This window comes from Dactylosporangium sp. CS-047395 (assembly GCF_050942185.1).
Classification (GTDB): domain Bacteria; phylum Actinomycetota; class Actinomycetes; order Mycobacteriales; family Micromonosporaceae; genus Dactylosporangium.
In genome coordinates this window covers 7760759-7786468 of sequence record NZ_CP192015.1, presented here as the reverse complement: position 1 = coordinate 7786468, position 25710 = coordinate 7760759, and the positions used below count along the sequence as shown (strand labels likewise).

Genomic DNA, 25710 nt, shown 5'->3' with positions numbered 1-25710 from the left:
CCTTGGGGATGCGGACCTACTTCGTCGCGGCCTCGGTGTAGGTGTCGATCTCGGCCAGCAGGGCGGCCTTGCCGGACTCGTCGAGGAACGAGTAGCGCACGCCCGTGCGGGACAGGTCGGCCACGCCGTGTTCGTCGAGGCCGAGCAGGGCCGCGGCGACCAGGTACTCCTGGTTCAGGGTGGTGGAGAACATCGGCGGGTCGTCGGAGTTGATGGTGACCGGGACGCCTGCGGCGATCAGGGCCGGCAGCGGGTGCTCGGCCAGCGACGGCACCGAGTGGGTGCAGACGTTCGAGGTCGGGCAGACCTCCAGGGCGATGTCGTGCTCGGCCAGGTGGGCCATCAGCCGGGGGTCGGACGCCGACGCGATGCCGTGGCCGATGCGTTCGGCGCCCAGGTGGTGCAGGGCGTCCCAGACGGTCTCAGGGCCGGTGGACTCGCCGGCGTGCGGGACGCTGTGCAGGCCGGCCGCGCGGGCCTGGGCGAAGTGCGGGGCGAACTGCTCGCGGGGTACGCCGCGCTCGGGGCCGCCGAGGCCGAAGCTGACCAGGCCGTCAGGGCGGTGCTTCAGGGCCGTCTCCAGGGTCACGTCGGCCGAGGGGAGGCCGGCCTCGCCGGGGATGTCGAAGCACCAGCGCAGTTCGGTGCCGTGGTCGCGGGCCACGCGGGCGCGGGCGTCCTCGACGGCCTCGCAGTACGCCTCGGCCGGGATGCCGCGGGTGATCGACGAGTACGGGGTGAGCGTGAGTTCTGCGTAGCGGACGTTCTGCGCGGCCAGGCCCGCCCCGATGTCGTACGTCAGCGTGGCCACGTCCTCGGCGTCGCGGATCAGGTCGACGACCGAGAGGTACACCTCGATGAAGTGCGCGAAGTCCGTGAACGTGAAGTATTCGGCGAGCAGCAGCGGGTCGGCCGGGACCGGGGTGCTGCCGGCGTGCCGCTCGGCCAGGCGGGCGACCGTCGCGGGGGCGGCCGAACCGACGTGGTGCACGTGCAGCTCGACCTTGGGCAGTCCGGCCACGAAGGCAGTGAGATCCCGCATGAAAAACGACCGTAACAGGTAGCCGATCGTCACCGTTCAGTAACGCGCGGGGCATCAGAAAATCATCGCGTTCGATAGCCTGAATCCCGACAAGGGGGCGGGATGACGATCACGAATACGACGCCGGTGCAGCCGACGCCGACGGTGAAGGGCGTGCCGTTTTTCGGCAGCGCGCTGGAGATGGGCAAGGACCCGTGCGCCTTCCTGGTGAAGGCGTACCGCGAGCACGGCCCGGTCTTCAGGATGAAGCTGCTGGGCCGCACCTACACGGTGCTCGCGGGGGCCGCCGCGGCCGACTTCATGAACTCCCGCGAGGGCCGGGAGTGCCTGCGCTCCAAGGAGTTCTGGCAGGGCATGGTCGACGAGTACGGCGCGACCCGCACGATCACCGGCGAGGACGGCGAGAGCCACAAGGAGCTGCGCGAGCTGATGCGCCGCGGGTACTCCCGCGACGCGATCAAGGGCCGCGTGCCCGAGCTGCTGGAGATCACCGACCGGGTCCTCGAACGGGACTGGAAGCCCGGCAGCACGGTGCCCGTGGTGCAGGGCATGCAGTACCTGGTCACCGAGCAACTGGGCGAGCTGCTCACCGGCAGCGCGCCCCGCGAATACGTGCCGGACATCCGGCTGCTGACGTTGTACGTGCTGAATGTCCTCGTCACCAAGCAGCGCCCGCGGATCCTGCTGAGGAACCCGCGGTACAAGAAGGCCAAGGCTCGTGTCTTCGAACTCGGCGACCGGATGGCGGCCGACCTGAAGGCGCGCCACGGGCAGACGCCGGAGGCCGAGCGCAACCTCGTCGAGGATCTCATCGACGCCCACCTGAACCGGCCCGGGCTGGTGCCGGCCGAGGACCTGGTGATGACCCTGACCGGGCCCTACGTGGCGGGGCTGGACACGGTCGCGAACACCACGGCGGCGTTCGTCTACGCGGTGCTCAAGCACCCCGAGGTCCTGGCGCGGATCCGGGCCGAGGCCGACGCGCTGTTCGACGGCGGCGGGCCGGTCAGCGAGGACGACGTGCGCAAGCTGCCGGCGACGCGGTACGCGCTGATGGAGACCATGCGGCTGTACCCGGTCGCGGTGACCCTGATCCGCACCGCCACCCGCGACTTCGAGTTCGCCGGGCACACGATCAAGGCGGGCGAGATGGTGTACATCGGCACGACCGTCCCGCACTTCATGGAGGAGTACTTCGCCGAGCCCGCGACGTTCGACATCACGCGCTTCGAGAAGCCGCGGGCCGAGCACCTGCAGCCGGGGGCCTACTCGCCGTACGGCCGGGGGCCGCACACCTGCCTCGGCAAGAGCTTCGCCGACGTGCAGATGGCCCTCGCGATGGCCCGGCTGTTCCACCGGCTCGACCTGGAGCTGGAGTCGCCGGAGTACACCCTGGTGACGAAGACCGCACCGACACCCGGCCCGGCGATGTCGTTCAAGGTGCGCGTGAAGGGGCTGCGCAAGTAGGTTCGACAACCATGAGCGGCCTCGCGTACTCCAGCCCCGCCGGCCGGTGGGTGCTCACCGCCACGATTCTCGGCTCCGGCATCGCGGCGATCGACGCGACGGTCGTCAACATCGCGCTGCCGGCGATCGGCCGCTCGTTCGGCACCGGCCTGCAGGTGCTGCAGTGGGTCGTCACCGCGTACACGCTGACCCTGGCCGGCCTGCTCCTGCTGGCCGGGGCGCTGGGCGACCGGTACGGCCGGCGGCGCGTCTTCACCGTCGGCGTCGTGTGGTTCGCGGCCGCGTCGGTGCTGTGCGGCGTCGCGCCGAGCGGCTGGCTGCTGGTCGCCGCCCGGGCGTTGCAGGGCATCGGCGCGGCGCTGCTCACGCCGGGCAGCCTCGCGATCCTGCAGGCGTCGTTCCGGACCGAGGACCGCAGCAAGGCGATCGGCGCCTGGTCCGGCCTCGGCGGCGTGGCGACCGCGATCGGGCCGTTCCTCGGCGGCTGGCTGGTCGGCCTGGGCGCGGACTCGTGGCGGCTGATCTTCGCCATCAACGTGCCGATCGCGGCCGCTGTCGTGCTGATCACCTGGCGGCACGTCCCCGAGTCGCGCGACGAGCAGGCCAGCGGCCACGTCGACCTGTTCTCCGGCGGGCTCGTCACGCTCGGGCTGATCGGCGTCACCTACGGCCTGATCGAGGGCCAGGCGCTCGGCTGGGGGAGCTGGCAGGTGCTGGCCGCGCTGCTCGCCGGGGCCCTGTTCATCGCCGGGTTCCTCTGGCGCCAGACCCGCCTGACCCACCCGATGCTGCCCCTGGAGCTGTTCCGCTCGGCCCAGTTCTCCGCGACCAACGTCGTGACCTTCATCGTGTACGGCGCACTCGGCGGGGCCCTGTTCCTCCTGCCGATCCAGCTGCAGCAGGTGGCCGGGTACTCGCCGCTGCAGGCCGGGGTCTCGCTGCTGCCGGTGACGATCGTGATGCTGCTGCTGTCCTCCCGGTCGGGCGCCCTGGCGGCGCGGATCGGGCCGCGGCTGCAGATGAGCGCCGGCCCGATCGTCGCCGGGATCGGCATGGCCCTGTACACCCGCATCGACGCCGACGGGGCCTATCTGACCGAGGTCCTGCCCGCGGTACTGGTGCTGGGTCTCGGTCTTGCCATCACGGTGGCCCCGCTGACCTCGACCGCGCTGTCGGCCGCGCCCGAGACCCACGCCGGGATGGCCTCGGCGGTGAACAACGACGTGGCCCGCGCGGCCGGCCTGGTCGCCGTCGCGGTGCTGCCGGCCGCAGCGGGGATCACCAGCGCGGCCTATGCCTCGCCCGATCTGCTGTCGGCCGGCTTCCACCGGGCCGTGCTCATCTGTGCCGTGCTGTGCGTGGTGGCCGGCCTGCTCGCCGCGGTGACGATCAGCAACCGCAAGCCGGCCGAGGCGCCCAGCTTCTCGCACTGCGCGGTCTGCGAACCGCCGGCGGCGGCTACACCGGTTGCAGTTCCGGCGTCTCGATCGTTGCCGTCGCCGCCGGAGTCCTGAGCCGGCGCAGCGCGACCAGCGCGATCGGCACCCCGGCGGCGACCAGGGCGGCCGCGATGACGAGCGCGAACTGGTACCCGTCGAGGAAGCGGTGCAGCGGCGCACCGCTCGCCGCGTGCTCCCGGTTGGACAGGATCGCGCCGAGGATCGTGATGCCGAGCAGGCCGAACACCTCGCGGGAGACGTTCAGCATGCCCGACGCGATCCCGGCCCGGGCCTGCGGCAGCGCGCTCAGGACCACGTTGTTGAGCGGCACCAGCAGGCCCCCGCCGAGGCCGAAGACCAGGAACCAGGGCAGGAGGTCGGTGTACCCCGAACCCTCGCCGACCGTCGCCAGCCCGCCGACGCCGGCCGCCATCAGCGCCATCCCGGCCGCGACGGTCCGACCGGCGCCGAAGCGGGCCTCCAGCCGCGGCGCGAGGGTGGCCATGACCGCCATGAGCAGCGCCATCGGGATGAACGCCGAGCCCGCCTCGGTCGGCGAGAAGCCGAGCACGTTCTGCAGGAAGATCGCGGTGAAGAAGTAGATCCCGAAGACCCCGAACGCCCACAGGCCCATGGTGGCCAGGCCGCCGCTGAACACCCGCAGCCGGAAGAAGTTCAGGTCGACCATCGGATGCTCGGTACGCCGCTCGATGACGACGAAGCCGATCGCGGCGAACACGGCCAGGGCGAACGAGGCGAGGATGACGCCGGAGGTCCAGCCGCGCTCCTCGCCCTCGATGAGCCCGTACGTCAGCGCGAACAGGGCCAGCGCGCTCGTGGCCAGGCCGGGCAGGTCCAGGCTGCGGTTCGTGGCCTTCCTGGTGGAGGCCGGGATCGACAGCGCGGCCAGGATCGCGGTGGCCAGGCCGATCGGGGCGTTGATCAGGAAGATCCAGCCCCAGGAGGCGTGCTGGCTCAGGTACCCGCCGGTCAGCGGCCCGATGGCCAGGGCCAGGGCGCCGACGCCGCCCCAGACGCCGATCGCCGCCCCGCGTTCCTTCGGATCCGGGAACAGCTCGGTGAGCAGCGCGAGCGCGGTCGGCGTGAGCAGTGCCGCGCCGATGCCCTGCACCGCCCGGGCCCCGATCAGCATCTCCTGGCTGCCGGCCAGGCCCGCGGCGACCGAGGCGGCGGTGAAGATGCCGAGCCCCGCGAAGAACATCGGCCGCATGCCGAACACGTCGGCGACGCGGCCGCCGACCAGCAGCAGGCCGGCGAAGACCAGGATGTACGCGCTCGCGATCCACTCGAGGCCCGAGATGCTCAGGTGCAGGTCGCTCTGGATCGACGGCAGCGCCACGTTGACGACGTTGTTGTCGAGGTACGTCATGAAGGTGCCCAGGGCCACGGCGACCAGGGCCAGCCAGCGATTTCTCATGGTGAACGCTCCCCCTATACGGTGTACCTGTACGTCGTACATGTACGTTGTAGAGGAGAACCCATACGTTGTACAGTTGTCAAGTGCCGCCGAAGACCTCCCTTTCCCGCACCGCCGTCGCCGACCGGGCCCTGCTCATCGGCGACAGCGAGGGCCTGGACGCGATCACCATCCGGCGCCTGGCCACCGAGCTGGGCGTCACCCCGATGGCGCTGTACTGGCACTTCAAGAACAAGGACGAGCTGCTGCTGGGGCTCGTCGACCACGTCCTGAGCGAGGTCCGCGCCGACCGCGGGACCGGCGACCCCTGGCCGGTGCAGCTGCGCGCGATGGTCGAGGCCCTGGTCCGCGCCATGCGCGCGCACCCCTGCCTGCCCGACCTGCTGCACGCCGTCGACAAGAAGGACGTGGAAAGCTTCACCCGCGCCACGAACGACTCCCTGGCGCTGCTGGAGCAGGCGGGATTCAGCCTCGAGGAGGGGTACTGGGTCGCCTCCTACCTGCTGCACTCGGCCATCGGCCTGGTGCAGGCCCAGCCCGGCTGCCCGATGTTCGTGCCCCCGGACCAGGTCGGCGACTGGCTGCGCACGCAGCGGATCCAGCTGCAGAGCCTCTCGGCCGAGCGCTACCCGCAGATGGTCCGGCTGGCCGACACGTACCAGAGCCTGCCCGACGTGGACCGCTACTACGACTTCGGGATTGCGTTGCTGATGGGCGCGGTGGAGAAAATGGCTGCGGGCCGCCCGGTAGCATCCTGAGCATCCCTATTGTTCACTGCTGGAAGGTGCGCGGCGGCATGCTCGACATCGAGTTGATTCGCAAGGACCGGGCCTCGGTCGAGGCCGGGCTGTCCAAGAGGCTCGATCCGTCCGAGGTGTCCCGCTCGCTGAGTGCGATCGCCGACCTGGACAAGCAGCGCCGCGAGCTGATCGGCGAGATCGACGCCGAGCGGGCCCGGCGCAAGGAGGAGGCGCGCGCCTTCGCCGCGGCCAAGGCGGCCGGCCAGACCATCGAGACCACCCGCGACGCCAAGGCCGCGCTGCAGGAGCTCGAGGAGCGCCTGGCCCAGACCCAGCGCGACCTCGACACCGCGATGAGCGTGCTGCCCAACCTCCCCGCCGACGACGTGGTCGCCGGCGGCAAGGAGGGCAACCAGGTGATCAAGGTCTTCGGCGAGGTGCCGAAGATCGACAACCTGCGCGACCACGTGCAGCTGTCCACCGAGCTCGGCCTGGTCGACTTCGAGCGCGGCACCAAGCTCGGCGGCTCCGGCTCCTGGATCTACACCGGCTGGGGCGCCCGCCTCGAGTGGGCCCTGATCAACTGGTTCATCGACCGGCACTTCGCGGCCGGCTACCAGTTCATGCTCCCGCCGCACCTGCTGCTGGACTCGGCCGGCTACGCCGCGGGGCAGTTCCCGAAGTTCTACGACGAGGTCTTCCACATCGCCGTCGGCGAGGGCGAGCGCGGCAAGTTCCTGCTGCCCACCTCCGAGACGGCGATCCTGGGCGCGTTCCAGAACGAGATCTTCGATACCGACGCCCTCCCGCACCGGGTGTACGCCTACACCCCCTGCTACCGCGACGAGCGCGCCGGCTCCCACTCGGACGAGCGCGGCACCGTGCGCGGCAACCAGTTCAACAAGGTCGAGATCTTCCAGTTCACCGCCCCCGAGGACGGCGAGAAGACCCTGGAGGAGATGGTCGACTACGCCGAGGGCCTGGTCAGCGACCTGGGCCTGCACTTCCGCCGCTCCCTGCTGGCGGCCGGCGACGCGAGCGCCTCGATGCGCAAGACCCTCGACATCGAGGTCTGGATGCCGAGCATGGACAAGTACAAGGAGGTCTCGTCGGTCTCCTGGGCCGGCGACTACCAGGCCCGCCGGGCCGGCATCCGCTACCGGGTGCCGGGCTCGAAGAACAACCGCTTCGTGCACACCCTGAACGGCTCGGCCCTGGCCACGAGCCGGTTGCTGCCGGCGATCCTGGAGCAGTTCCAGCAGCCGGACGGCTCGGTGCTGGTCCCGGAGGTGCTGCGCGACAAGGTCGGCACCGACCGCATCACCAGGCCCGCGAGGCGCTAGCCCCGTTTTTCCAGGCCTTTCCGGTACGGCGTGCCGCTGATCACGTCGTGCCGGACAGCCTGGATCGGGTAGGCTGGCGGGTGAACGAAGGGGAGTAGTCCTCAACTGCCCGGTCGACATACTGGCGGCGCTTGCGTCTCCCGGCCGCGCGGCTTCCGTGTTCGGGAGCGGACGAGACTTTCGACTCGCTGTCAGCTGTGCAATTCGAGCTGGACGGCCGGGTCGAGGTCGTCCAGACTCCCTCGCCTCCCGGTCTGATCCGGGAAGGGTTCTGTCTTGAGTGCGTTCCTCGCCGCCCTGGCCATCAGCTTCGGTGTCATCTTTGTGGCCGAACTGGGCGACAAGTCCCAGCTGATGGCGCTCACGTTCGCCACGCGGTTCCGGATGATGCCGGTGCTCATCGGGATCACCATCGCGACCGCGGTCGTGCACCTCGTGTCGGTCGCCGTCGGGTACGGGCTCGGGGCCACCCTCCCCACCGGCTGGATCTCCCTCGTGGCGGCGCTCGCGTTCTTCGCCTTCGGAGCCTGGACCCTGCGCGGCGACAAGCTCACCGAGGAGGAGAAGGGCAAGGCCGAACGCACCACCCGCTCGGCGATCATCGCGGTCGGTGTCTCGTTCTTCCTGGCCGAGCTCGGCGACAAGACCATGCTCGCCACCATCACCCTGGCCACCCAGCACGGCTGGCTCGGCACCTGGATCGGCTCGACGGTCGGCATGGTGGCCGCGGACGCGCTCGCCATCGTCGTCGGCCGGCAGCTGGGCCGGCACCTGCCGGAGCGGGCGATCCGCTACGGCGCCTCGGTCCTCTTCGTGATCTTCGGCATCTGGCTGCTGGTCGAGGCGCTGCGCGAGCTGCTCTGATCAGGCGAACTGGGTCAGCGACAGGTTGTTGCCGTCCGGGTCGGGGAACCAGCAGATCAGGTCCCCGCCCGGCGTGGCCCACACACCCTGGTCGTCCTGGGGCATCCCCTCGTACCGGGTGACCGTCACCCCCGCCGCCACCAGGCCGGCCAGGGTCGCCCGCAGGTCCGGGACCGACCAGCCGAGCACCGTGAACGGCTGCGCCGAGAGCTGCTCGACCTTCGTCACGCGCAGCATCGTCGGGCCGGCCCGGAACACGCACGCGAACGGGGTCTGCTCGACGAGCGGCAGCCCCAGCACGGAGCCGTAGAAGGCGCGGGACCGGTCGAGGTCGGTGGACGGTACGAACGCGATGGCGGCGGCGTCAGCGAGCATGACCCGAGTCTCTCATGCGTTTTTGACAATGGTTGTCATCACCAGGGAGACTTGCCGCATGCGAGTGCGGGCGGCGGCGATCCTGGCGGCGGCCCTGCTGTCCGTGGCCGGGAGCCTGGCCGGGTGCGCGTTCGAGCCGCCGGCCGAGGACGGGCGCGTGCACGTCGTGGCCGGCTTCTACCCGCTGCAGTTCGTCGCCCAGGAGATCGGCGGCGCGCACGTCGGGGTCGAGAACCTCACCCGGGCCGGGGCCGAGCCGCACGACCTGGAGCTGCAGCCGAGCCAGCTGGCGGCACTGGAGGACGCGGACCTCGTGCTGTACCTGCGCGGCTTCCAGCCCGCCGTCGACGAGGGCGCCGACCTGCAGGCCAAGGCGAAGACGTTCGACGTGGCCGGCGTCGCCTCCCTGCACGACGCCGACCCGCACGTCTGGCTCGACCCGCTGCGGCTGGCGGCGATCGCGGACCGGGTCGCGGACCGCCTCGCGCAGGCCGATCCGGCGCACGCGGACGAGTTCCGGCAGCGGGCGGCGGGACTGGGGGAGCGGCTTGCGGCGCTCGACCGGGAGTACACCCAAGGATTGCAATCGTGTGTGCGGCATGACGTCGTGACGAGTCATGAGGCCTTCGGCTATCTCGCCGCGCGGTATGGCCTGACGCAGGTCCCGGTGACCGGCTTGAACCCCGACGAGGAGCCCGGCCCGCAGCGGGTGCGCGACGTGGCCCGGCTGGCCAAGGAGCGCGGCGTGACCACGATCTTCTTCGAGTCCCTGGTCAGCCCGAAGCTGTCGGAGACCGTGGCCCGCGAGATCGGCGCCCGGGCGGCGGTGCTCGACCCGATCGAGGGCGTCGAGGACGGCGAGACCTACTTCACCGTCATGCGCACCAACCTCGCGGCCCTCCGCACCGCCCTGGACTGCGGTTAACCTGGTTCCGGTGCGACGCGCCCTGGCAACGACGGTCACCGCGCTGCTCCTGGCCGGGTGCACACCCGCCGAGCAGCCGATCGCCGCCGTCGAGGACCGCTCCAACCGCGACGGCACCTCGGCGCCCGTGGCGGACCCGCTCTACCCGGCGTACGGCAACCCGGCCCTCGACGTCCTGCACTACGACCTGGCCCTGACCTGGGCACCCCAGCCGCGCACGCTCACCGGCACCGCGACCATCCGCATCCGGGCGGTCCGCGCGGTGTCCGCCCTGCGCCTCGACTTCTCCCCGGCGTACTCGCTGACCTCCACGACGGTCGACGCCACCCCCGCACCGGCACACATCACCGACGGCGATCTGGTGGTCGAAAAGCCAGTGCCGGCCGGGGCGGTGACGACGCTCGTCGTGGGGTACACCGGAACCCCGGCCACCGTCCCGATGCCCTCCCACCGCGGCGACGTCGAACCCCTCGGCCTGACCGTGACCGCCGACGGCAGCCTGTGGACCATGCAGGAGCCCTACGGCGCGAGCACCTGGTACCCGGCCAACGACCAGCCCTCCGACAAGGCCCTCTACGACATCGCGGTGACCGTCCCGCCGGGCTGGTCGGCGATCGCGAGCGGCACCCCCGGCCCGAGCACCGACGGCACCTACCGCTACAGCTCCACGGTCCCGGTCGCCTCCTACCTGACCACCCTGGCCGTCGGCCAGTACACCAGGACCGCCCTGACCGGCCCGCACAACCTGCCCATCACGCTGTGGACGCGACCTTCCGACGGCGACGTGCGCCTCGATGCCCTTCGAAGGCTTCCCGTGTACGTCCAGTGGCTGGAGGACCGCTTCGGCCCGTACCCGTTCCCGTCGACGGGCGTGGTGCTCGTACCGTCCCAGTCCGCCATGGAGACCCAGCAGATGATGACCATCGGTGCCGACACGGTCCAGGACGCCCGGAGCGCCACGAACGTCCTCGTCCACGAACTGGCCCACCAATGGTTCGGCGACGCCGTGGGCCCCGCGACCTGGCAGGACGTCTGGCTGAACGAGGGCTGGGCGAGCTACATCGAGCAGCTGTACCGCACCGACGGCGACGCGGCGGCCCTGACCCGCTGGGAGCAGTCGGCCCGCGTGTCGGACGCGGACCTGCGCAAGCGCCTGGGCCCGCCGGGCCGCCCACGGGCGGACAGCTTCGCGGAGAACAACGTGTACGTGTGCCCGGCCCTGATGCTGCGCCAGCTGCACAAGGCTTTGGGCGACGAGCGGTTCTTCGCCCTGGGCCGCTCCTGGGCCGCGTCCAATACCGGGACGGCCCGCAACCGGGCGGATTTCGTCGCCTTCGTGAACAAGCAGACGGGCCGCGACTTCACGGGCCTGATCAACGCCTGGCTCGACTCCCCGACCACGCCTTCCTGATTCGGGGCGGAAAAGCGCGTGACGCATCGGCGATGATGAGCGGGTGCGGACACGGGGGCCCGGACGGTATCTGGGATGGCTGGCCTGGAAGCAGCGGTGGCGCACCGCGCTGGGCGCGCTCTGGAGTTCGCTCTGGATGATCAGCCTCGCGGTCACGCCGTACCTGATCTCCCAGGCGATCGACCGTGGTCTGCGCCCCCAGCAACCAGGCCCCCTCATCGCCTGGTCCGCCGCGATCCTCGTGGTAGGCCTGACCAACGCCGTCCTGGGCGTCCTCCGGCACCGCACCATGACCAAGATCCGGCTCGACGGTGCGCTGCGAACGGTCGATGCGGTCATGGAACACGGTGTGGCACTCGGAGCGGCCCTCCCGCGCAGTATCACCGCCGGTGAGGTCGTCACCATCGGCATCGGCGACGTGTGGCTGGTTGCCCGCGCGCTCAATGTGACCGGGCCCGGCGCCGGTGCTATGGTCGCCTACACCGTGGTTCTGGCCCTCCTGAGCCAGGTCTCCGGGATGATCACGCTGGTCGTGGCGGCGGGCGTCGTCGTCCTCGGCGTCGTCCTCGGGCCGTTGCTGCGGCGGCTCAACAGTGCCGGTGGTGCCTACCGCGAACAACAGGGGCAGCTCGCCGCGCGGCTCGTCGACGTGCTCGGGGGGGTTGCGCGTGCTCAATGGGCTCGGCGGGAAGGAGCAGCACCTCAGGCGGTACACCGGACAGTCGGAAACGGTCAGGACCGAGTGCTATCGGCTCGGGGGGCCGCTGAGCTGGATCAGCGCGCTCGGGGACGGGCTGCCGGCGATCTTTCTCGGGGCGGTGACCTGGCTCGCGGCTCGGCTGACGGTGCGCGGGGACCTGACGGTCGGGGAGCTCGTCGCGGTCTACGGGTACGTGGCCGTCCTCGTCGTGCCCACCTGGATGCTGATCCTCAGCACCGCCGACATCAGCCGCGGGGTCATCGCGGCACGGCGGGTGATCAGGTTCCTGCGGCTGCCCGTCGAAGAACCCGGGGACGGCGCCGCGCCCGGGGGACCGGCGACGCTGCGCGATCCGGAGTCCGGGGTGGTCGCCGAGCCCGGGCAGCTCACCATGCTGGTGTCGGCGCGGCCCGGGGACGCGGCGGCGGTCATCGACCGGCTCGGGCGGTACGGGCCGACCGGCGCCACCTGGGGGCGGTACCGGATCGGCGACGTCGGCAAGGAGGCGGTACGAGCGCGGATTCTCGTTGCCGATCACGACGCGGACCTGTTCGCCGGAACCCTGCGCGAGGTGGTCGCCGGGAGCGCGGGCGACGACGCCGTTCCGAGCGCGATCCAGGCCGCCGTGGCCACCGACATCGCCGGGCTCGAGCACCCCGTCGAGCGGGATGGGCGCAACCTGTCCGGCGGGCAGCGGCAGCGGGTCCGGCTCGCCCGGGCGCTCGCCGCCGATCCGGAGATGCTCCTGGCGGCCGATCCGACGTCCGCCGTCGACGCGCACACCGAGGCGGCCATCGCCGAGCGCCTCGCCGCCGTGCGGGCCGGGCGGGGGACGCTGGTGTCAACCACGTCGCCGGTACTGCTCGATCGCGCCGACGTCGTGCACTGGCTCGTCGACGGGCGGGTCGCGGCGTCCGGGACGCATCGCGAGCTGCTGGAGCGTGCACCCGGCTACCGCGACCTGGTCAGCCGCACCTTCCAGGAGACGGTGTGAGCACGCTGCCCGTCGCGGACGGCCGGCAGACCGTCAGGGCCGCGTGGCGGCTCATCGCGGCCGACCGGTGGGCCGCCGGCGGGGTGCTGCTGCTCAACGTGGTGGCCGCGGTGGCCGCGCTCGGGGGGCCGTACCTGCTCGGGTCGATGATCGACGCGGTCGGCGGGGCGGGGGCCGCCGCGCGGGTCGATCTGCTGGCCGCCGGGGTCGTCGGGTGTGCGGTCGCGCGGACGCTGCTCGAGCGGTCGGCGTTGCTGGCCGGGTACCGCTTCGGCGAGCGCGCCGCCGCCCGGATCCGGGTCGCGTTCCTCGGCCGGGCGCTCGAGCTGCCCGCGTCCGTCGTCGAGCGGGTGCCGGCCGGGGACCTGGCCGCGCGCGGGACGACCGACGTCGACGCGGTGGCGGCCACGCTGCGCGACGCGCTGCCGGCCGTGTTCCTGGCCGGGACGCAGGTGCTGTTCCTGGTCGCGGCGGTGCTCGTGCTCGACCCGCGGCTCGGGGTGGCGGGGCTGCTCGGGCTGTCCGTGTTCGTGGGCACCGGCCGCTGGTACCTGCGCCGCGCCCGGGCCGCGTACCTCGAGGAGGGCGCGGCCAACTCGCAGCTCGCGGAGGAACTGGCGGCGACGACGGCGGGTGCGCGTACCATCGAAGCCTTTCGTCTGCAGGAATCCCGGCTGGCGGCGGGACGGTCCGCGATCGCCCGCACCCGGCGCAGCCGCCTCGCGACCCTGCGGCTGCGGTCGGTCTACTACCTGGCCGCCGAGGCTTCCTACAACGTTCCGGTCGTGCTGGTCCTGCTCCTCGGCGGCCTGCTCCACCTCGACGATCGCGCGTCGCTCGGCACCGTCGTGGCGGCCGCCCTCTATCTGCGGCAGCTGATCGGCCCGATGGACGGCATCCTCACCTGGCTGGAGCAACTGCAGAGCAGCGGTGCCGCCTTCGCCCGGGTCGAAGGGCTCGCGGTGGTACCGCCGGTGCCCCCGTCCACCACCGCCCGCCCCGACGGGGATCGCATCGAGGTGCGCGGGGTCAGCTACGCGTACCCCGACGGCCCGGACGTCCTGCACGAGGTCGACCTCACCGTCCAGCCCGGCGAGCGGCTGGCCGTCGTCGGGCTCTCCGGCGCCGGCAAGTCCACCCTGGGCCGGCTCCTGGCCGGCGTGGACCGCCCGCGCACCGGCACGGTCACCGTCGGCGGGGTCGCCGTGGCCGGGCTGCCGCCGGACCTGCTGCGCCGGCAGGTCGTCCTGGTGACGCAGGAGCACCACGTGTTCCGCGAGACGGTCCGGGACAACCTCATCGTGCCCGCGCCCGACGAGCGGCTGGCCGCCGCGCTGCACACGGTCGGCGCCGACTGGGCCCTGGACCTCGACGCCGACCTCGGCGCCCACCCGCCGACCGGCGCCCAGGCCCAGCAGCTCGCGCTCGCCCGGGTGCTGCTCGCCGACCCGCACACGGTGATCCTCGACGAGGCGACCGCCCTGCTCGACCCGCGGGCGGCCCGCGCGGCGGAACGGGCGCTGGCGGCGGTGCTGCACAACCGTACGGTCATCGCCATCGCCCACCGCCTGCAGACCGCCCACGACGCCGACCGGATCGCGGTCCTGGACGCCGGCCGGATCATCGAGCTCGGCCCGCACGACGAGCTGATCGCCCGCGAAGGCCCGTACGCGCGGCTCTGGCGCCAGTGGCACGGGACGGCGGAGCCGCTGCCCGGCCACTAGGGTGCTGCGCATGGGCTTGCACTGTGGGTACCTCGTCGCCACCGCCGACCCGGACACCCTGCTGGATGAGCTGCTCCGGCACACCGGCGAGTTCGAGATCGGCGACCGCGTCGAGCGCGTCGAGGACGCCGACATCGACCCCGGCGAGTTCGAGATGCTCCTCGGGGGCGGCAGCGGCAAGGGGTACCTGCTCGACACCTCGATGATCCTGTCCAGCGACCCCGACCTGATCGTCGCCCTGTCGAGCGCCCTCGGCACGGTCGTCGGCGCCGGCGCGGAGACGGTCTCCGGCTCCTACTGGCTGACCGTCGCCCGCGACGGCGCGGCGGTGCGGCACGTGTTCGTCCAGCACGCGAGCATGACCGCCGGCCTGGCGATCGGCGACCCGCTGCCGTTCGAGGCGGAGTACCCGCTCGCCGACTCCAGCGGCGCGGGCGTCTTCGCCGCCATGGACGCCTACGGCCTCGACCCGTCGTCGTGGCTGGACTCGGGCCCGGCCACGATCGTCACGTACGACGCCACCCGCTTCCCGGAGTCGGGGCCGATCGGCGCCCTCCAGCACGAGCACCGGCGCGAGCACGAACGCCCCGACGGCGAGTGGCTCCAGGAGATCACCGTGAAGGTCGTCGAGCCGCCCCGCCGGACCGGCGGCGCCCAGGATCACTGAGCGAGCTCGGGCACGTGACAACACCGCCCGCCGGGACCCAGAATCGGCTCGTGAGCGTGACGCTGCGGGCGGTCGTCGATGTCCCCGGGGGCTGGCTCACGCTCGACGGGAGCTGCGGCGCTGACGAGGTCGGGCTGTTCGCGGCGGTGGTGGCGGACTACAACAACGTCACGGCCGGGGAGCTGGTCGCCGAGGAGCACCTGATCGCGCCCGGCGGGCTGGTGCTCGACGACGGCGTGACCGCGATCGTGCCGGGGTGCTGCTGCGGGCTCGAGGAGTGGCGGGAGTGGGTCCGGGCGGTGCGGGAGCGGTGGTCGCCGGGGCTCGGGCACGACCCGACGCCGCTGCTGTCGTTCGGGGAGCGGACGATCACGGTGTGGCAGGACACGGGGCCGCAGGGGGTGCCGCCGGTGTACGCCGGGCCGCACATCGAGCTGACCCCGGCGCACCTGGCCGAGCTGCTCGGCGGGGTGCACCGGGACCTGGTCGCGTTCCACGGGCGGCTCGCCCGGTGGGGCGGGGCGGACCTCGCCGCCCACCTGGACGAGGCGTTCGCCTTCACGGCGCCCCTCGGCCTCTAGCCAGCCGCTGGGCCTCTGGCTACTCGTGCAGGCCGCCGGCCACGACGTGGATGAAGGCGGCCTGGACGTCCTCGCCGCTCTGGGCGTTGTCGACGTACGTGCCGGCGCCGAGCGTGGACAGCGCCGTCTTCAGGCGGTCGGCGGCGTCCTTCTTGCCCAGCACGACGATGCTGATCGTGACCGGGCGCTCCTCGTCCTGCAGGTCCTTGAGCTTCTGGACCATCGTGGCCACGGCCTGGGCGTTGGCGCTGTCCTTGTTGGCGTCGTCGGTCAGGATGAAGACCTGGTTGAACATGTCGTCGTGCCAGTCGTCGCGGACCGACTGGTACGCCGCGACGATCGTGTCCAGCAGGCCCGCACCCGCCTTGTGGGTGGTCAGGGTGCTGACCGAGCGGGTGAAGGCGGCCCGGGAGGTGTCGTCGAGGCGGTCGGTGGGCAGCAGTTTGCGGTAGCCGCCGGGCTGGCCGGGGCTGATCTCCCACAGGCCGAGCCGGGAGCCGACCGGCATCAGGTCGCCCACGACGCGGCAGCCGGCCTTGAGGACCTCGATCGGCGGTTGCTTGCCGGCCGGGCCGCCGCTCGGCGTCGAGCCGCCCGAGCCCGAGCCGGTGGTGGCGCCCGCGATGTCGACGGCGATGAGCAGGTTGCTGCGCCGGTCCTCGGGGTCCCAGGTGGCGAAGACGTGCTGGACGTGGTGGGACTGCAGCACGTCGAACGGCTTCGCGGTGGGCTCCGGCAGCGCGTCGCCGCCCTCGAACTCGGGCCGCGGGCCGCCCGGGGTGCGCAGGCCGGCGACGTTCATCGCGTCTTGCACGGCGGGCGACTTGAAGGCGGTGAGCAGCTTCTGCAGCGCCGCCACCCGCTCGGGGTCGCGGGCCGCGGCAGCGGTGGGCAGCCAGGTGTACCGCATGAGCGCCGTATTGTCGGCCCCGGCGAGATAGGTGCGGTTCTGTGCCAGGTCCATGATGGGCAGCAGCGCGTACTCCGGCACGAGCCCGACCTCGCCCGCCACGTCCGGCGTCGCGGCCAGGTCGTGGTTGACGGTGCGGGTCGCCGCGAGCGTGCTGTTCAGGGCCAGCGACGAGGCGTCCATGCCCTGCTTGAGCCAGACCGCCTCGCCCACGGCCCCGGCCGCGACCAGGCCGTCGCCGGACAGCGAGGGGTCGCGCACCACCATCCGCACGCCGGAGGACTTGTTGTTGAGCAGCCCGGCCAGGGCCCACCAGCCGCCACCCTCGCCGCCCTTGATCTTGTTCGCGGTGGGGCCGTCGGTGACCATGTAGATCGGGGTGGTCGCGAGGGTCTGCCCGGCGCCGGTGTCCCGCTTGGCCTGGTTGTCCTTGTCGGTCGCGACCAGCTGCCCGGGCGGGGCGATGGTGGCCCAGGCGGCGTCGTCGGGGATCCACACGTCCGCGCTGACCTGGCCCAGCTGGCCGGCCGCGGGGCGCCCGTCGGCGCTGGTGACGTCGAGCAGCACGCAGTCGGGGCCGGTGCGCAGCTCGCGCCCGGCGGCCGAGACGACGGTGGTGAACGAGGAGGCGGTGACGACCCGCAGCGTGGTCGGGCAGCTCGCGCCGTCCTGGCCGCCGGAGTCGCGGTGCAGCGCGTACCAGCCGGCGCCCGCGACGAGGGCCACGGCGAGCACGAGCCCGACGCCGCGCAGGATCGCCCCCACCGACCGGCTTCCCGCCTGATGCCTACCCATTTCCGCCACCCTCCCCCTGGCCGCGGGCAAGTATGACATCGAGCGGGACGGATTCTGCCGCCGGTCAGCCGGTCGGCGCCCAGGCTCGGCCGTTCGGATGGTGCATTCCCCGCAGTTCAGGGCGGTCGCGCGACGCACGGTGACGCAACCGGCACGCGGACGGAAGTGGCGTCGCATGTCCGACACCAGGGACTGGAACACCATCCACAGTGGACGAAGTAAACACGCCGCCAACAGGACATTGACGGAAGGTGCTTGCCTCGATAGGGCACAATCGGGGCCGTGAAGCGGACCGGACCCCTGATCGTCCTGGTGCTCGTGCTGGTCGTCATCGGCGCCGTCGCCGGGCACCTGCTCGGCCGCGGCGCCGCGGGCGGGCCGGGCAACACGAAACAGCTCACCGCGATCGTCGGCTCCGAGAAGCTGGCGTACTTCGCCGACCCCGAGGTCAAGGCCGCCCTGGCCAGGCACGGCTGGTCGGTGCGGGCCGACGGGGTCGGGTCCCGGCAGATGCCGTCGCGCACCGGCGGGTACGACTTCGCGTTCCCCAGCAGCAAGGCCGCGGCGCAGGAGATCGCGCAGCACACCAAGCCGGCCGGGGACAGCGTCGTGGTGTTCTCCTCGCCGCTCGCCATCGCGACCTTCCAGCCGATCGTCGACCTGCTGCAGAGCGCCAAGCTCGCCGGGCGCGACTCCGCGAACGTCTGGCGGCTGGACCTCAGGGCCCTCGTCGAGGCCAACAAGCGCAACCTCAAGTGGACCGACATCCCCGGCAACACCGCCCGGCCCGTGGCCCAGAACGTGCTCGTGGCCACCACCCGGCCCGAGGACTCCAACTCCGCGGCCATGTACGCCGCGCTGCTCAACCAGGTCACCGGCGGCGACCTCAACGCCGTGGCCAAGCTCTTCACCGACCAGGGCGCGGTCGACACCACCAGCGAGGAGCCGTTCGAGAGCTACCTGCGCCGCGGGACCGACTTCGCGCCGATGGTGCTCATCTATGAGGCGCAGTTCGTCGACCACGCGGTCAACCAGGGCCTCAGCAGCGGGCAGACGTTGTTGTACCCCACGCCGACCCTGATGTGCGAGCACACCGTCGTGCCGCTCAGCCCGGACGGGATCACCGTCGCCAACCTGCTCGCCACCGACCGCGACCTGCAGCGGCTCGCGGCCAAGCACGGCTTCCGCACCGCCGACAGCACCCTCACCGCGCCCGTGTTCGCCAAGGTCCGCCCGGGCGACGCGGCGCTGCCGGACTCGATCGCCGGCGCCGTGCCCGACCCCGACTACCAGACCCAGCACGCCCTGCTGACCAAGCTCGAGGAGAGGATGGCATGAGGCGGTTCGCGGTCGCCCTGGTGGCGGCAACGTTCCTGCTCGGCGCGTGCACCGGCTCCGACGGCGCCGGCACCGCGGCCAAGCCCGGCGAGACCGAGGGGCCCTACCTCAAGGGCTCCGGCACCCTGCGCGTGCTCGCCTCCAGCGAGCTCACCGACCTGCAGCCGATCCTGGACGCGGCCCGGCAGGCCACCGGCGTCGAGGTGAAGCTGCAGGCCACCGGCACCCTCGACGGCGTCGAGAACGTCGTGTCGGGCAACGCGGCCAAGAACTACGACGCGATCTGGTTCGCCAGCAACCGGTACCTCCAGCTGCACCCCGGCGCCGGCGACCGGATCGGCACCGCCACCAAGGTCGCGACCTCCCCGGTCGTGCTGGGCGTGCGGGAGACGGTGGCCAAGCAGCTGGGCTGGACCGATCACCGCCCGACCTGGTCGGAGATCGCGGTCGCGGCCGGCGAGCACAAGTTCACCTACGGCATGACCAACCCGGCCAGCTCCAACTCCGGGTTCAGCGCGCTCGTCGGGGTGGCCGCGGCCCTGTCCGGCACCGGCGCCGCACTCAACGCCGACCAGATCGCCCCGCTCACCCCGCGGCTGCGGGCCTTCTTCGCCGGGCAGAACCTCACCTCGGGCTCGTCGGGCTGGCTCGCCGACGCGTTCGCCAAGAACGCGGCCGAGAAGAACGACCACGCCGTCGACGGCCTGGTCAACTACGAGTCCGTCCTGCTGTCGCTCAACGCCTCCGGGAAGCTGCCGGAGAAGCTCACCATCGTGTACCCGTCCGACGGCGTCGTCACCGCCGACTACCCGCTGACCCTGCTGGCCGGGGTCAACGAGCAGACCAGGACGAACTATGCCGCCGTGGCCGACTATCTGCGCCGTCCCAGCGTGCAGAAGGAGATCATGGCGAAGACGTGGCGCCGACCGGCGGTACCAAATCTGCAACTGGCTCCTGATTTCGGCCCGAAGGGCGGGGGGTCCCTGCCCGAGCTGCCGTTCCCCGGCAAGCTCGAGGCGGCCAACGCGCTCATCGGGGCCTTCGGCGACGACCTGCGCAAGCCCGCCCGGACGATCTACGTGCTGGACCTGTCCGGCTCGATGAAGGGCGAGCGGATCGAGGGGCTCAAGGGTGCGCTGACCGGCCTGACCGGCGCCGACACCAGCCTGTCGGGGCAGTTCACCCGGTTCAACGGGCGCGAGCAGGTGCTCATGATCCCGTTCAGCACCAAGCCCGGGCAGGTCAGCCGGTTCGACGTCCCCGAGGACAACTTCCAGCCGACGCTGGACCAGATCCGCGGGTACGCCGGCGGGCTCAAGGTCAGCGGGGACACCGCGATCTACGACGCGCTGTTCGTCGCCTTCGACCAGGCCGCGGCGCTGGCCAAGGAGGACCCGGACCGGTTCACCTCGATCGTGCTGCTGACCGACGGCGAGGTCACCGCCGGGGCCCGGCTCGACGCGTTCAAGGCGCGGGTGCCGCAGCTGGCCAAGGTGCCGGTGTTCACGATCCTCTTCGGCGAGGGCAACGTGGCCGAGATGCAGCAGATCGCGGACCTGACCGGCGGCAAGACCTTCGACGCCCGGACCGGTTCGCTGCCGGGGGCGTTCAAGGAGATCCGCGGGTACCAGTGAGTCTGATCTTGTAAGGCGCTGTTCAAGCCCCGGCAGTGGTCAAATGCCGGGGCTTGGGGTACCACGAAGGGATGACGGAACTCTCGCTCGACGACTACCTGGTCGAGGACGACGATGACGACGACCCCGTGCTGCTGCGCAAGGACGGTCAGCCGGTCGACACGTGGCGGGAGGACTACCCCTACGACGAGCGGATGACCCGCGACGAGTACGACCGCACCAAGCGCCTCCTGCAGATCGAGCTGCTGAAGCTGCAGAACACGATCAAGGACCGCGGCGAGCGGGTGGTGCTGCTCTTCGAGGGGCGCGACGCGGCCGGCAAGGGCGGCACGATCAAGCGCTTCATGGAGCACCTGAACCCGCGCGGGGCCCGGGTGGTCGCGCTGGAGAAGCCCAGCGAGCGCGAGTCGACGCAGTGGTACTTCCAGCGCTACATCCGGCACCTGCCCGCCGCCGGGGAGATCGTGCTGTTCGACCGGTCCTGGTATAACCGGGCCGGCGTCGAGCGGGTCATGGGCTTCGCCAGCCGGGCCGAGTACCTCGAGTTCATGCGCCAGGCCCCCGAGCTGGAGCGGATGCTCGTGCGCTCCGGGATCAAGCTGGTGAAGTTCTGGTTCTCGGTGTCGAAGAACGAGCAGCGCACCCGGTTCCTGATCCGCCAGGTCGATCCGGTGCGGCAGTGGAAACTGTCGCCGATGGACCTCGCGTCGCTGGACAAATGGGACGACTACACCGAGGCGAAAGAGGCGATGTTCTTCTACACCGACACCGCCGACGCGCCGTGGACGGTCGTGAAGAGCAACGACAAGAAGCGGGCCCGGCTCGAGGCGATGCGGCACGTGCTGACCCGGTTCTCGTACGACAACAAGGATGTCGAGCTCGTCGGCACGCCCGACCCGCTGATCATCGGCCCGGCCGCGCTGGCCGACGACAAGGCGGACGACGCGCCGCGGCTCTGAGCTTTGCCGTTGAGTAACGGCGCGCCGGAGGGTTGAGTAATACAAGTCGGGCATTCATCCGTCCGGCAATTTCGACACGCTTATTCACGTCGTAATGTGTTCCCCGTGCGGGAGCTTGGGGCGGCGTTGTTCGGCAGGCACGTCACGCTCGCTTACTCAAGTGACGACGAGATCGGCGAGCTGCTGACGGGCTTCGCGCAACGCGCTGTCACCGCAGGTCACCGCGTTGTGATCTTCCTGGACACCGATTCGGGTGACCTGGAGCGGGCGCTCGGCACCGCCGTGAGCGGTGCCGCGCCCGGGCAACTCACCACCCTGCGCTTCGGCACCGGTATGAGTGGTTCCTTCGGCGGGCCGCTGTTCGGCGTCGCGGACATGCTCGACCTGCTCGGCCGCCTCGCCGACGAGACCCTCGGCCGCGGCGGCTGGCCCGCGATCTCCCTCGCCGGCGAGATGCGCTGGACCGACCGGCCCGCCTGGACCCCGGCCGACCTGTTCGCCTACGAGCACCAGGTGAACCGCTTCTTCGGCGACCCGCGCGTCACCGGCCTGTGCCTCTACGACCGCCGCCGCTTCGGCAAGGAACTGCTCGCCCGCATCGGCGCCGTGCACCCCGGCCCGCTGCTCGGCTTCACGCTCGGCGGCTGGGGCGCCCACCTGCGCCTCACCGGCGAGCTCGACGCGTCCAACACCGAGTCGCTGCCCTCGATCCTCGACCTCGTGGCCGGGGCCGACTCCGTGGTCATGCTCGACGCCAGCGACCTGAGCTTCGTCGACGCGGCCGGGGCCGGGCACATCGTGCGCTTCGCCGCCTCCCGCCCCCGCCACCACACGGTCGTGCGCTGCTCGCGGGGCGTCCGCCAGGCGTTACAGCTCGTCGGGGCCGAGCAGGTGCCGAGCCTGGTGCTGCGAGATCGTGTCGCCGACGTCCCGGTGGGGTAAGACTGCCGCGTGTCTGAAGATTCGCTCGCGGCGCAGGCCGCGGCCCGGGGCGTGGCCACCTGGTACGAGACGGCCGGCCACCGCCGCGTCGACATCGACCCCGACGTCGTGCGGGCCGTCATGGCGCTGCTCGAACCGCGCACGGCGGGCGCGATGCCGGTGGCCGAGCCGATCGCGCTGCCCGAGGTCCCGCGCACGTGGGGATGGATGATCCAGTTGTACGGCGTGCGCTCCGCCGGATCCTGGGGCGTCGGGGATTTCGCGGACCTGGCCGCGTTCGCGCGCTGGGCCTTCCTGACCGGCGCCGGGGCGATCCTGGTCAATCCGTTGCACGCGGTGGCGCCGGTCGATCCGATGCCGTCCTCGCCGTACTCGCCGTCGTCGCGCCGCTTCGTGAATCCCGTCTATCTGCGGATCGAGGATCTCCCGGAGTACAAGAACGGCTCTGATGCGCTTCGTGCTTCGGTCGACGCCCTGCGCCCGCCGACGGCGGACCTGATCGACTACGACGGGGTCTGGCGCGCGAAGCGTGCGGCGCTCGAGGCACTTTTCCCTGGCTTGTCGGATGTTTCGGACACCGAGCCGGCGTTGCGCGATTTCGCCACCTACACGGCGCTCGCCGAGGTGCACGGCGTCGACTGGCGGGCCTGGCCGGAGGAGCTGCGCCGCCCGGGCCCGGCCGCGTACGCCGCCGCCGACCCGCGGCGGGCCGCCTTCCACGTCTGGCTCCAGCGCCGCTGCGCCGAGCAGCTCGCCACCGCCAACGCGGCCGCCGCGGGCATGGCCGTCGGCATCGTCCACGACCTCGCGGTCGGCATCGACCCCGGCGGCGCCGACGCCTGGACCCTGCAGGACGTCATCGCGCGCGGTGCCAAGGTCGGCGCCCCGCCGGACGCGTTCAACCAGCAGGGCCAGGACTGGGGCCTCGCCACGTGGAGCCCGGACCGGCTGGCGGCGACGGACTACGAGGCGTACCGCGCGCTGCTGCGCGGCATCTTCGAGCACGCCGGCGGCCTGCGCGTCGACCACGTCGCGGGTCTGTGGCGGCTGTGGTGGATCCCGCCGGAGCACGGCGCCGCGCAGGGCGCCTACGTCCACTACGACCCGGAGGCCATGCTGGGCGTCCTGATCGAGGAGGCGGTCCGCGCGGGCGCCGTCGTGGTCGGCGAGGACCTCGGCACCGTCGAGCCGATCGTCACCGAGACCCTGCAGGCCCGCAACATCCTCGGCTCCGCCGTCCTGTGGTTCACCCGCGACGACGACGGCCGCTTCATCCCCCCGGCCAAGTGGCCCGCGAACGCCATGGCGAGCATCTCGACCCACGACCTGCCGACCGCCACGGGCTTCCTGACCGGCGAACACATCCGCGCCCGCGCCGAGGCCGGCGTCCTGACCCGCACGGTCCCCGAGGAGGAGGCGGCGGCCGCGCAGGACCGCAACGCGCTGCTGGACCTGCTCTCCGCCGAGGGCCTGGCCACCCGGGAGAGCACGGACGCCGAACTCGTCGTCGCGATGCACCGGCTGCTGACCCGCACGCCGTGCCGGATCCTGCTCGCGTCGCCGTACGACGTCCTGGGCGAGGCGCGGCAGCCGAACCTGCCGGGGACTTCGCAGCAGTACCCGAACTGGCGCATCCCGCTGCCGCTCACGCTGGAGGAGCTGACCGCCGACCCGCGCATGCTGCAGATCGCGGACCTGCTGGACAATCAGGCGTGACCCACGCCGAGCTCGACATCACCGCAGATCTCGTCCACGCCCTGGTCCGCGACCAGCACCCCGACCTGGCCGTCGACCGGCCGGTGCGCTTCGGCGCGCGGGGCTGGGACAACCAGCTGTGGCGCCTCGGCGACGACCTGGCCGTCCGCCTCCCATGGGCGACGGCGTTCGCGGAGGTCTTGCTCTATAAGGAGTTCGCGTGGGTGCCGACCCTGGCCCCGTCGCTGCCGCTGCCGGTGCCGGTTCCGCAGCGCCTCGGCGAGCCGTCGGACCGCTTTCCCCGCCCGTGGATCATCACGACCTGGGTGCCGGGCGCGCCGGCGGATCGGGTGCCGGTCACGCGGTACACGGATGCGGCCCTTGCTTTGGCGGGCTTTCTGACGGCCCTGCACCAGCCGGCACCGGAGGAGGCGCCCGAAGGACGGGGACGGGGCGGGCCGCTGGCGGAGCTGGCCGGAGGGGTCGAGCGGGGGCTGGCCGAGGCCGTCGAGCGGGGGCTGGTCAAGGATCCGGATGCCGTCCGCGCCGTGTGGGCCGATGCCGTGGCCGCGCCGCCGTGGACGGGGCCGGCGCTGTGGCTGCACGCGGACCTGCACCCGGCGAACGTCCTCACCACGGACGGGACGATCGGCGGGATCATCGACTTCGGCGACCTGTGCGCGGGCGACCCGGCGTACGACCTGGCCTCGGCTTGGCTGCTGCTGTCCGACGACTCCCTCGATGCGTTCCACTCCGCGTACGGGCCGGGCGTCGACGAGGCCATGCTGCGGCGGGCGCGGGGGTGTGCGGTGACGCGGGCGCTGAGCGGCATCCTCATCGGCGACGCGGGCGACAAGGGCGAACCCGGCGGCAAACCCACCTGGGGTCCACCGGCCCACGCCGCGCTGCGCCGCCTCGTCGGGTCGGGCTGAGCGCCTGCGCCGATCCGCATATCGGGGCGGCGGCCGGGTAGTCGCGCGGGATGTTGCGTGCACGCTCGATGCGCCCGATGATTCCCGCCGCCGATCTGGCCCGGGTGCGGGAGTGGTACCGCAGCCGGCTGGGCCTCGTGCCCGTGCAGGAGCTGCCGGACTCGTTGCTGTACCGCAGCGGCGACACGCTCTTCGTGGTCTTCACCGCGGCCGATGCCGGGGCCGCGCGGCACTGCATCGCCTGCTTCGTGGTGGACGACCTGGAGGTGGTGGTGGCCGAGCTGCGCGGGCGCGGGGTCGCGTTCGAGCAGTTCGCGCCGACCCCGGTCGGGCGGGCGGCCTGGTTCAAGGACAGCGAGGGCAACCTCCTGGAGCTGATCGAGCTCGACGACCCGCGCTGAGAAGGCTCAGTCGAGGCAGAACTCGTTGCCCTCGATGTCGCGCATGTTCTGGCATGACTCGTTGACGCCGTCGGCGATCAGGAGGTCGCCGCGCGCCGCGCCCAGGGCGACCAGCCGCGCGGACTCGGACTCCAGGACCGCGAGCCGTTCGGCGCCGACCAGGCCGGTGCCGACCCGCACGTCCAGGTGGACGCGGTTCTTGACGGCCTTGCCCTCGGGGACCTGCTGGAAGTACAGGCGCGGGCCGACGCCGTTGGGGTCCACGCAGGCGGTGGTGTCGTCCGGCTCGATCACGTAGCCGAGCACCTCGCACCAGAAGCGGGCGAGGCGCTCGGGGTCCGCGCAGTCGAAGGTGACCTGAACCTGCCTGACCTGCCTGACCGACGTCATCCGG

General features: G+C 71.9%; 24 protein-coding genes. 18 read left to right on the top strand and 6 right to left on the bottom strand.

What is annotated here, in order from left to right; genetic code table 11:
* Positions 1 to 16: 16 nt before the first annotated feature.
* Positions 17 to 1042: an adenosine deaminase gene (locus tag ACQP00_RS36700; RefSeq protein WP_433204852.1), complete on the bottom strand. Its 1026-nt coding sequence runs from the start codon at positions 1040 to 1042 to the stop codon at positions 17 to 19.
* A 102-nt stretch (positions 1043 to 1144) separates the two neighbouring features.
* Between ACQP00_RS36700 and ACQP00_RS36695 the strand changes: the two genes are divergently transcribed.
* Positions 1145 to 2509: a cytochrome P450 gene (locus tag ACQP00_RS36695; RefSeq protein ID WP_433204849.1), complete on the top strand. Its 1365-nt coding sequence runs from the start codon at positions 1145 to 1147 to the stop codon at positions 2507 to 2509.
* 11 nt (positions 2510 to 2520) lie between these two features.
* Positions 2521 to 4023, top strand: coding sequence for an MFS transporter (locus tag ACQP00_RS36690; RefSeq protein WP_433204846.1), 1503 nt, complete (start codon positions 2521 to 2523; stop codon positions 4021 to 4023).
* Here ACQP00_RS36690 and ACQP00_RS36685 read toward each other — a convergent pair.
* Positions 3968 to 5386, bottom strand: coding sequence for a DHA2 family efflux MFS transporter permease subunit (locus ACQP00_RS36685; protein ID WP_433204843.1), 1419 nt, complete (start codon positions 5384 to 5386; stop codon positions 3968 to 3970). The genes ACQP00_RS36690 and ACQP00_RS36685 overlap by 56 nt on opposite strands.
* 83 nt (positions 5387 to 5469) lie before the next feature.
* Between ACQP00_RS36685 and ACQP00_RS36680 the strand changes: the two genes are divergently transcribed.
* From ACQP00_RS36680 to ACQP00_RS36670, 3 genes are all read left to right on the top strand, one after another.
* Entirely contained in the window at positions 5470 to 6144 is a 675-nt protein-coding gene (locus tag ACQP00_RS36680; protein ID WP_433204841.1) for a TetR/AcrR family transcriptional regulator, read from the top strand.
* Positions 6145 to 6182: 38 nt separating this feature from the next.
* Positions 6183 to 7469, top strand: coding sequence for a serine--tRNA ligase (serS, locus tag ACQP00_RS36675; RefSeq protein ID WP_433204838.1), 1287 nt, complete (start codon positions 6183 to 6185; stop codon positions 7467 to 7469).
* Positions 7470 to 7745: 276 nt separating this feature from the next.
* The gene (locus ACQP00_RS36670) at positions 7746 to 8333 is read left to right on the top strand and encodes a TMEM165/GDT1 family protein (protein ID WP_433204835.1); all 588 of its coding nucleotides are present in this window, start codon (positions 7746 to 7748) and stop codon (positions 8331 to 8333) included.
* Here the strand turns inward: ACQP00_RS36670 and ACQP00_RS36665 are convergent, their stop codons facing one another.
* A complete protein-coding gene (locus tag ACQP00_RS36665; RefSeq protein WP_433204832.1) occupies positions 8334 to 8708 on the bottom strand; it encodes a VOC family protein in 375 nt (124 codons plus the stop codon).
* Positions 8709 to 8766: 58 nt separating this feature from the next.
* On the opposite strand from ACQP00_RS36665, the gene ACQP00_RS36660 reads away from it, so the two are divergent.
* Together ACQP00_RS36660 and ACQP00_RS36655 are read left to right on the top strand one after the other, a co-directional pair.
* Entirely contained in the window at positions 8767 to 9633 is an 867-nt protein-coding gene (locus tag ACQP00_RS36660) for a metal ABC transporter substrate-binding protein (RefSeq protein WP_433204829.1), read from the top strand.
* 10 nt (positions 9634 to 9643) lie between these two features.
* Positions 9644 to 11044, top strand: a complete 1401-nt coding sequence (locus tag ACQP00_RS36655; RefSeq protein ID WP_433204826.1) for a M1 family metallopeptidase — start codon at positions 9644 to 9646, stop codon at positions 11042 to 11044.
* Here ACQP00_RS36655 and ACQP00_RS36650 read toward each other — a convergent pair.
* Positions 11007 to 11720 (bottom strand): hypothetical protein, encoded by a 714-nt coding sequence (locus ACQP00_RS36650; RefSeq protein WP_433204823.1) that lies wholly within the window; start codon positions 11718 to 11720, stop codon positions 11007 to 11009. The genes ACQP00_RS36655 and ACQP00_RS36650 overlap by 38 nt on opposite strands.
* Between ACQP00_RS36650 and ACQP00_RS36645 the strand changes: the two genes are divergently transcribed.
* From ACQP00_RS36645 to ACQP00_RS36630, 4 genes are read left to right on the top strand one after another with little or no spacing between them, the layout of a single operon-like run.
* The gene (locus tag ACQP00_RS36645) at positions 11713 to 12738 is read left to right on the top strand and encodes an ATP-binding cassette domain-containing protein (RefSeq protein ID WP_433204820.1); all 1026 of its coding nucleotides are present in this window, start codon (positions 11713 to 11715) and stop codon (positions 12736 to 12738) included. The genes ACQP00_RS36650 and ACQP00_RS36645 overlap by 8 nt on opposite strands.
* A complete protein-coding gene (locus ACQP00_RS36640) occupies positions 12735 to 14462 on the top strand; it encodes an ABC transporter ATP-binding protein (RefSeq protein ID WP_433204817.1) in 1728 nt (575 codons plus the stop codon). Before ACQP00_RS36645 ends, ACQP00_RS36640 begins: the two co-directional genes overlap by 4 nt.
* 10 nt (positions 14463 to 14472) lie before the next feature.
* A complete protein-coding gene (locus tag ACQP00_RS36635) occupies positions 14473 to 15129 on the top strand; it encodes a hypothetical protein (protein WP_433204814.1) in 657 nt (218 codons plus the stop codon).
* Between the two features lie 50 nt (positions 15130 to 15179).
* On the top strand, positions 15180 to 15710 hold the full coding sequence (locus tag ACQP00_RS36630) for a hypothetical protein (RefSeq protein ID WP_433204811.1): 531 nt from the start codon (positions 15180 to 15182) through the stop codon (positions 15708 to 15710).
* Between the two features lie 19 nt (positions 15711 to 15729).
* On the opposite strand, the gene ACQP00_RS36625 is transcribed toward ACQP00_RS36630, so the two are convergent.
* Positions 15730 to 17415, bottom strand: coding sequence for a substrate-binding domain-containing protein (locus ACQP00_RS36625; protein WP_433204808.1), 1686 nt, complete (start codon positions 17413 to 17415; stop codon positions 15730 to 15732).
* 282 nt (positions 17416 to 17697) lie between these two features.
* Between ACQP00_RS36625 and ACQP00_RS36620 the strand changes: the two genes are divergently transcribed.
* The 7 genes from ACQP00_RS36620 (at position 17698) to ACQP00_RS36590 (ending at position 25316) form a co-directional block, all read left to right on the top strand.
* Entirely contained in the window at positions 17698 to 18753 is a 1056-nt protein-coding gene (locus ACQP00_RS36620) for a hypothetical protein (RefSeq protein ID WP_433204805.1), read from the top strand.
* Positions 18750 to 20387: a VWA domain-containing protein gene (locus ACQP00_RS36615; RefSeq protein ID WP_433204803.1), complete on the top strand. Its 1638-nt coding sequence runs from the start codon at positions 18750 to 18752 to the stop codon at positions 20385 to 20387. The genes ACQP00_RS36620 and ACQP00_RS36615 overlap by 4 nt, the downstream gene beginning before the upstream one ends.
* Positions 20388 to 20458: 71 nt before the next feature.
* Positions 20459 to 21346 carry a polyphosphate kinase 2 gene (gene ppk2 / locus ACQP00_RS36610; protein ID WP_433204800.1) on the top strand — a complete coding sequence of 296 codons (888 nt, stop codon included), beginning with the start codon at positions 20459 to 20461 and terminating at the stop codon, positions 21344 to 21346.
* Between the two features lie 105 nt (positions 21347 to 21451).
* Positions 21452 to 22288 carry an MEDS domain-containing protein gene (locus ACQP00_RS36605; RefSeq protein ID WP_433204797.1) on the top strand — a complete coding sequence of 279 codons (837 nt, stop codon included), beginning with the start codon at positions 21452 to 21454 and terminating at the stop codon, positions 22286 to 22288.
* 9 nt (positions 22289 to 22297) lie between these two features.
* Entirely contained in the window at positions 22298 to 24004 is a 1707-nt protein-coding gene (gene malQ / locus ACQP00_RS36600; protein WP_433204794.1) for a 4-alpha-glucanotransferase, read from the top strand.
* Complete coding sequence (locus ACQP00_RS36595; protein WP_433204792.1) at positions 24001 to 24915, top strand: aminoglycoside phosphotransferase family protein; 915 nt, start codon at positions 24001 to 24003, stop codon at positions 24913 to 24915. Before malQ ends, ACQP00_RS36595 begins: the two co-directional genes overlap by 4 nt.
* A 77-nt stretch (positions 24916 to 24992) precedes the next feature.
* The gene (locus ACQP00_RS36590) at positions 24993 to 25316 is read left to right on the top strand and encodes a VOC family protein (protein ID WP_433204789.1); all 324 of its coding nucleotides are present in this window, start codon (positions 24993 to 24995) and stop codon (positions 25314 to 25316) included.
* Positions 25317 to 25322: 6 nt separating this feature from the next.
* On the opposite strand, the gene ACQP00_RS36585 is transcribed toward ACQP00_RS36590, so the two are convergent.
* Positions 25323 to 25706, bottom strand: a complete 384-nt coding sequence (locus ACQP00_RS36585; RefSeq protein ID WP_433204786.1) for a VOC family protein — start codon at positions 25704 to 25706, stop codon at positions 25323 to 25325.
* Positions 25707 to 25710: the final 4 nt, after the last annotated feature.